Source organism: Actinotalea sp. JY-7885, assembly GCF_014525465.1.
Classification (GTDB): domain Bacteria; phylum Actinomycetota; class Actinomycetes; order Actinomycetales; family Cellulomonadaceae; genus Actinotalea.
Genome location: NZ_JACEXH010000210.1, coordinates 1 through 5,046 on the forward strand (window position 1 = coordinate 1; position 5,046 = coordinate 5,046).

Genomic DNA, 5,046 nt, shown 5'->3' on the forward strand with positions numbered 1-5,046 from the left:
CCGCCGCCCGCGCGCGGCGCTCCGCCGAGCGCGCCACCATGCTGCGCCGCCTGCAGGTGCACGACGTCGTCGTGCGCCACACCGACGACGTCGTGCCCGCGCTGATCTCGCTGCTGGACCGGAGCCACCGTGCCCGTCGATGAGCTCAACGACCCCGTCCTGTACTCGTGGTGGGTCCCCGTGCTGGGCGTGCTGCTCATGGCGCTCGCGGTCGCGTACGTCGTGTGGGCCGTGCGGCACACGCGCCGCCGCCCCGAGCACGACGCGCCGCCGCCCCCGCCGATACGACGGCTCGGGCCGTACGACGACCCCTTCGCGACAGTGCGGCCCGTCTACCTGGCCAAGGTGGACGCGCTCGAGCAGCGCTTCGCCGCGGGCGAGCTCGACACGCGCGCGCTCCACCTCGAGCTCAGCGCGGTCGTGCGCGAGTTCGGCACCGTGCGGCGCGGCGTGGACACGCGTGTGCTGACGCTCAGCGACCTGCGCCGGGTCGACGGCACCCGGACCCTCGCCAACCTCATCGAGACGTACTACCGCCCCGCGTTCGCCCGGTACGGCGCCCTCGGCGCGTCCAGCGAACGGGCGATCCAGGGCGCGCGGGAGGTGATCCGGCGATGGTGACCTCGACCGTCTGGGACCTCGTGTGGCCGTGGCTCCTCGCCGTGGTGCTGCTCGCCGTCGCCGGCGCCGCGTTCTGGGGCTGGCGCACGCGTCCGGCCCGCACGGACGCCTCGCGGTGGGTGGCCCACACCGAGGAGCTCGAGGAGCTGCCCGAGGTGCGCCGCGCGGTGCGCCAGTACTCGATCGTGCGCGGGGCCGCCGTCGGCGCCCTCGCCCTCGCGCTCGTGAGCACCGCGGTCCTGGCCGCCCGGCCCGTCGACCGCGAGACGCGCACCGACACGTTCGGCACGCGCGACATCGTGCTGTGCCTGGACGTGTCGGGGTCGATGGTCCCCTTCGACTCGGAGATCGTGGCGACCTTCGCTGACCTCGTGGAGGGCTTCGACGGCGAGCGCATCGGGCTGTCGGTCTTCAACTCCACGTCGCGCACGGTCTTCCCGCTCACGGACGACTACGCGCTGGTCCTCGACGAGCTGGCGATCGCCGAGGAGGCGCTGCGGTTCGACATCGAGAACTTCGACCCGCTCGACCCGCTGACCTGGGACGGCATCGAGCCGCTGCTCGACTTCGTCGCGGGCACCGAGGGCGTCCCGGCGCAGGCCTCGCTCATCGGTGACGGCCTGGCGAGCTGCGCGCTGCTGTTCGACGAGCAGGACACCGAGCGGTCGCGCTCGATCATCCTGGCCACCGACAACGACCCCTACGGCGAGCCGGTGTACACCCTGCCGCAGGCCGTCGACCTCGTGAGCGACCGCGACGTCGACCTCTACGGGCTCTACGGCGGCGACGAGATGCTGCGCGGCTCGCCGCAGAACGAGGAGTTCACGAACGCGATCGAGGAGGCCGGGGGCATGTCCTGGTTCGCGGAGGACACCGCGGCGGTCGAGGCGGTCATCGAGGACGTCACCGAGCAGCAGGCCGTCGCGCTCGACGCCGAGGCCGAGCGCCTGGTGACGGACCGGCCGATGCCGTGGTTCGCGATCCTCGTCGTCGGGCTGCTGCTCCTGCTCGGCCTGCGCTGGCGGGTGGGCGAATGACGCTGCGACCCCTGATCCCGCTCTGGCTGCTGCTGCTCGTGCTGCTGCCGGTCCTCGCGTTCGCCGTCCGGCAGGCCGTCGCCGGACCGGCCGCGACGCGCGGCCGGTGGTGGCTGCGCGCGGGCACCGTCGTGGCCGTCACCGCCCTCGGGCTCGGGCCGTCCGTGCCCGCCGTCACCGACCAGCAGGTCGGCGTCGCGGTCGACGTGTTCTTCGTCGTGGACCGCACGGGCTCGATGGCCGCCGAGGACTGGTCCGCGGACGGCCTGCCGCGGCTCGACGGCGTCCGGCACGACCTGCCGGCGATCGTCGGCGCGATGCCCGGCGCCCGCTACTCGATCATCGCGTGGGACAGCCAGGCCAGCCGGCAGCTGCCGCTGACCACCGACGCGCGCGCCGTGCGGTCGTGGACGCAGACGGTGCGCCAGGAGGCCACCGACTTCTCGACCGGCTCGCTGGTCGACCGCCCCCTCGAGCCCCTGTCGCGCGCGCTGACCGGCGCCCAGGAGCGCAACCCCGGCCACGTGCGCCTCGTGTTCTTCCTGTCCGACGGCGAGCAGACGACCGACGGCGTGCCGGAGTCCTACGAGGCGCTCGCGCCGCTGATCGACGGCGGCGCGGTGCTCGGCTACGGCACGGCCGAGGGCGGGCGCATGCGCTCGTACGACGGGTCCCTCGACCCGGCCCCCGACGCGCCCTACATCGTCGACCCCGACACCGGGTCCGAGGCCGTCTCCGTCATCGACGAGGCCGCGCTGCAGACCGTCGCCGACCAGCTCGGCGTGCCCTACGCGCACCGGGGCGGGCCCGACGATGTCGCGCCGCTGCTCGAGGGCATCGACCCCGAGGAGATCGCGACCGACGGCCGGCGCGACACGCACCTGTGGCGGGCGATGACCTGGCCGCTCGCGCTCGTCGTGGCGGGGCTGCTCGGCGCCGAGGCCTGGCTGACCGCGCGCGGCTGGGTGCCCCTGCGCCGAGGGAGGGCCGACGCATGACCGTCACACCGCTCGAGCGGCAGCGCCGCGTGCGCCGACGCTGGCTGGTCTGGGCGACCCTGCCCCTCTGGCTCGGCGCCTTCGTCTTCGGGACGCACCTCGCGGTGATGAACATCGTCGCCGCGACGGCGCGTGGGCAGTACCACGACGGCAGCATCGGCGGCGCCGCCGTCGGCTGGACGTTCCTCAAGAGCACCGACCCGGTCGAGAAGTGGAAGGCGCCGTTCGGCCTGGGCACCACCCTGACCAAGGGCGAGGACGGCATCCTCGGCCAGTTCTACCTGGTGGACGCGCTCGAGGTGGCACCCGACGACCCGACGACCCAGTGCCTCATCCTCATCAACTACGCGATCGCGCTCGAGATGACGGGCGACGAGGCGCTCGCGTCCGCCAAGGAGCTCGCGGCGTGGGCCGACGAGGCGCAGAGCTATGTGGACGCCGGGCAGGAGTACCCGCCCGGCGTGCCGTGGTCCGACGCGACGCCCGAGGAGCTCCGCGCCGACGCCGCCGAGGAGGCCGAGTGGGCCGAGCGCGACTACGCGGAGGCCGTCCAGGCGCGCGAGGAGTGCGAGCCCGAGGGCCAGTCGTCCGAGCAGCAGCAGCAGAACGAGGAGAGCAGCGAGCGCCTGGAGGAGAAGCAGGAGGAGGCGCAGGGCGAGCAGGAGCAGCAGGAGCAGGAGCAGGAGCAGGACCAGAGCGAGGAGGAGCGGCGCCAGGAAGAGCTCGAGCAGCGCAACCGCGAGGCGCAGCAGCAGGCCGAGCGCGAGCGCCAGGAGCAGGAGGGCGAGGGCGGCGCCGGCACCAAGAACTGGTGACGGACGGGCCCCCGGAACCTCCGGGCGCCACGCGCGTCGATCCGTTCGGGACGGCGCGCCGTGAGACCCACGTCACCGGATAGGTTGGCACGCACGCGGACCGCCCTCCGGCGGACCGCAGGAAGGGACGAGCGATGAGCACCCAGGACCCGAATGCGGCGCAGGCCGCGCGGCTGGCCCCGCCCGCCACGGTCGAGCAGCCGCTCGTCCTCTCGGCGCCCGAGCCGATCAGGCCCGTCGCGGCGACGGCGGCCCCCGCCATGGCGCCCGCCGTCGACGCGGCGGCGATCCCGGGGCTGGACGCGAAGGTCGACACCTACCTCTCGTCGCTGCTCGCGGCCGAGGCCGCCTCGCCCGCGTTCGCCGCCCAGGCCGCCGACGTGCGGACGATGGGCGACCGTGACATCCGCTCGGCCGCCGAGTCCTCCAACCGGCTGCTGCAGACCCCGGTCCGCGCCATCACCGAGGGCGGTCTCGCGTCGGGCTCCAAGGTCGGCAGCACGCTGCTCGAGCTGCGGCGCACGGTCGAGGACCTGGACCCGTCCGAGGCGTCGGCGACGAAGAAGTTCCTGGGCATCTTCCCGTTCGGCGAGAAGCTGACCGACTACTTCCGCAAGTACCAGTCCGCGCAGTCGCACCTCAACGCGATCATGCACTCGCTGCGCGACGGGCAGGACGAGCTCCGCAAGGACAACGTCTCGCTGAACATGGAGAAGACGGCGCTGTGGGAGGCCATGGCGCGGCTCAACCAGTACGTCTACGTCTCCGAGCGGCTCGACGCACGCCTGTCGGCGACCATCGCCGACCTCGAGGCCACCGACCCCGACAAGGCCCGCGCCCTGCGCGACGACGTGCTCTTCTACGTCCGCCAGAAGCACCAGGACCTGCTGACCCAGCTGGCGGTCTCGATCCAGAACTACCTCGCGATCGACATCCTCATCCGCAACAACATCGAGCTCATCAAGGGCGTGGACCGCGCGTCGACCACGACGCTCTCGGCGCTGCGCACGGCCGTCATCGTCTCCCAGGCGCTGACGAACCAGAAGCTCGTCCTGGACCAGATCACCGCCCTGAACACGACGACATCGAACCTCATCGAGCGCACGTCGCAGATGCTCAAGGACAACTCGGCCGCGATCCAGGAGCAGGCGGCCTCGGCGACGATCGGCCTGCCGCAGCTCCAGACCGCGTTCGCGAACATCTACGCCACGATGGACGCGATCGACACCTTCAAGGTCGAGGCGCTCGACTCGATGGCGACGACGATCGGCACGCTCCAGACCGAGGTCACCAAGTCGCAGTCGTACCTCGACCGCGTCCGGCAGCACGACGAGCGGACCGCCGCCGGCAGCCTCGACCTCGACGGCACGGGCGGCGGCCGGTGACGGTGGGGGCGCGCCCGCAGGCGGCCACGAGGTCCGGGACGGGTGCGCATGGGCGCGTTCGGTGACCTGCTGGCGCGCCTGACCGGACGCAGCGCGCAGCCGTCCCCGCCCCCGGGGCCCACGGTGCCCGCGGTGCCGACCGCCGCGGACCTGCTGGCGGCGCTCGACCGGGTGGAGGCGCTCGTGGCCG

Annotated in this window: 5 protein-coding genes; all 5 read left to right on the plus strand. The window is 73.3% G+C overall.

What is annotated here, in order from left to right; all coding sequences use genetic code 11:
• Positions 1-129 precede the first annotated feature (129 nt).
• Complete coding sequence (locus IDM29_RS14825; protein WP_182112456.1) at positions 130-621, plus strand: hypothetical protein; 492 nt, start codon at positions 130-132, stop codon at positions 619-621.
• On the plus strand, positions 615-1,658 hold the full coding sequence (locus tag IDM29_RS14830; protein WP_182112457.1) for a VWA domain-containing protein: 1,044 nt from the start codon (positions 615-617) through the stop codon (positions 1,656-1,658). The genes IDM29_RS14825 and IDM29_RS14830 overlap by 7 nt, the downstream gene beginning before the upstream one ends.
• Positions 1,655-2,656 (plus strand): VWA domain-containing protein, encoded by a 1,002-nt coding sequence (locus tag IDM29_RS14835; RefSeq protein WP_182112458.1) that lies wholly within the window; start codon positions 1,655-1,657, stop codon positions 2,654-2,656. Before IDM29_RS14830 ends, IDM29_RS14835 begins: the two co-directional genes overlap by 4 nt.
• Positions 2,653-3,471: a hypothetical protein gene (locus IDM29_RS14840; RefSeq protein WP_182112459.1), complete on the plus strand. Its 819-nt coding sequence runs from the start codon at positions 2,653-2,655 to the stop codon at positions 3,469-3,471. The genes IDM29_RS14835 and IDM29_RS14840 overlap by 4 nt, the downstream gene beginning before the upstream one ends.
• A gap of 134 nt (positions 3,472-3,605) precedes the next feature.
• The gene (locus IDM29_RS14845; RefSeq protein ID WP_182112460.1) at positions 3,606-4,856 is read left to right on the plus strand and encodes a toxic anion resistance protein; all 1,251 of its coding nucleotides are present in this window, start codon (positions 3,606-3,608) and stop codon (positions 4,854-4,856) included.
• Positions 4,857-5,046 lie beyond the last annotated feature (190 nt).

Bases quoted from the DNA above. Each gene is read 5' to 3' on its own strand.
- IDM29_RS14830 (WP_182112457.1), top strand. From the start codon at position 615: ATGGTGACCTCGACCGTCTGGGACCTCGTGTGGCCGTGGCTCCTCGCC.
- IDM29_RS14835 (WP_182112458.1), top strand. From the start codon at position 1,655: ATGACGCTGCGACCCCTGATCCCGCTCTGGCTGCTGCTGCTCGTGCTG.
- IDM29_RS14840 (WP_182112459.1), top strand. From the start codon at position 2,653: ATGACCGTCACACCGCTCGAGCGGCAGCGCCGCGTGCGCCGACGCTGG.
- IDM29_RS14845 (WP_182112460.1), top strand. From the start codon at position 3,606: ATGAGCACCCAGGACCCGAATGCGGCGCAGGCCGCGCGGCTGGCCCCG.